The organism is bacterium (assembly GCA_021372515.1).
Classification (GTDB): domain Bacteria; phylum Gemmatimonadota; class Glassbacteria; order GWA2-58-10; family GWA2-58-10; genus JAJFUG01.
The window spans coordinates 1-1,653 of sequence record JAJFUG010000205.1; the positions used below are offsets into that span (position 1 = coordinate 1).

Consider the following 1,653-nt stretch of genomic DNA (forward strand, 5'->3'; position numbering starts at 1 on the left):
CCGTGGGCATGGGACCAGGCCACCCAGGGACGGGTGAATCCATCCAGGATCAGGTCGGCGACAGTCTGACGGTAATCGAAACGCACCCGTGCGACAGTTTCCCGGTCAGCGCCCTCTCCCAAGAGCTCGGGAAGGTGACGACGGAGGTCATAGCCGCGCCGTTCGGAGAATTGCTCGAACAGGACGGGGGTCCAGTCGGCGCTCTCGTTCTCGTAGGAGTCGTGATAGAAGGCGCGCACAGTCGAGTCGCGGGGAACGTCGGCGAAAGCGCTGTCGAAGCGGGTGAGGTAGCGCTCCAGGGCGGCCCTCGAGAAATAGTCGATGACATTGCCCTCATCGCCCGGTGCGGCGCGCTTGACCTGCATCACCGGGCGGTCGAGGAACGCGGCGTAGAGCTTCCAGTCTCCTGTCGGCGCGACCCAGTCCAGTATGCCCGCGGCGTCCACCCTGCCGGTGAGGTCAAGCCTGTCGCCTGTCCGGGAGAAGGCCATCAGGGTCTGGAGCGGCGCGCCCGGGCTTCCGGACTCGGGAATCACCCTGCCTTTGAGACTTTGGCCGCCCTCCAGGCTCCAGGTGGCAAACAGCACCCGTGCCGCGGAGGCGGAGGAATCCACCCAGCCGCCGCCGAACGGCCAGCCCGTGCCCAGGGTCATGTCCACCCCCAGGTCGAGCCGCCGGGCCTCGGCCAGGGTGTGACGGAGCATCGCCATCCAGCCGGGACTGAGGTAGTCAAGGTACTGCTTTTCGAACCCGGCCGCCCCGTAGATCGGGATTATGTGCACGCCGCCCAGGCCGCAGCGGCTGAAAGCCTCAAGCTGACCGGTGATATCCTCTTTATTGACCGCGCTGCCCATCCACCACCAGTAAGTCCAGGGACGGCACTGGCGGGTCGTGGAGGGCCAGGCGAACGCAGCATCCGTATCCGTTGCGGCTAAGCAGGCCCCGGCCGGTGCAAACACGGACAGGAACAGGGAGAGAAAGAGCAGTGCCGGGTGGCTGAGGCTGATGCGGGCGGCCTTTGTCAACGTTGCGTTCTCCTGTGGGCGATTCCGGTGGGGTGAAACGGCCAGAGCGGGGCCAGGCTGCGCCTGACCCCGCTCCAGGGGCGGACAAAGTGAGGATCGATCTCTTACAGCCCGGCTTCCAGCTCTTTCTCGATCCGGCTGATAGTGCCGCGCAGGTTGAACTTGTCGAAATACTTGTCCATCACCGCGACGATCTTGTCCAGCACGTAGCTGTCGGCATCGATCCCAGCCTTGGCCAGGTTGGCATAGAGCGCCTTACGCGCGGCCAGCACGCCGGGGTCGGTCCAGATGTAGCGGCAGCCGGTGCGGACCAGCCACTCGCGGCGGGCCTCGGTGAGCTGGGCGAACGGCTTGCCCATCTCATCCGGCAGGCGCCATTTCTCCCAGCGTCCGCTGGCCACCACGGCGTTCTCCAGGGCCTGGGGCACGCCGCTCGCGGAGGGCAGCTTTCCGGCGGCCTCCAGAGCGGCCTCTTTGTCGCTCACGTCCTTGAGGGCGCAGTACTCGGACTCGGTGAACTCCGGCCCGATATTGGCCCCGCCCATGCCGCTGGTGGGGTAGTCCTGCGGGTTGTCCACGCTGTCCGAGTAGTGCCCCTTGATGAACGAGCCGTAACGGCTGGCCTCGT

At 66.2% G+C, this 1,653-nt stretch carries 2 protein-coding genes; both read right to left on the bottom strand.

Annotated features, from left to right (window positions below; translation table 11 throughout):
* On the bottom strand, positions 1 to 1,025 hold a 1,025-nt coding region (locus LLH00_18490), incomplete at its 3' end, for a glycoside hydrolase (GenBank protein MCE5273271.1).
* Between the two features lie 104 nt (positions 1,026 to 1,129).
* Positions 1,130 to 1,653, bottom strand: a 524-nt coding sequence (locus LLH00_18495; protein MCE5273272.1) for a class II D-tagatose-bisphosphate aldolase, non-catalytic subunit, incomplete at its 5' end; no start/stop codon positions are given.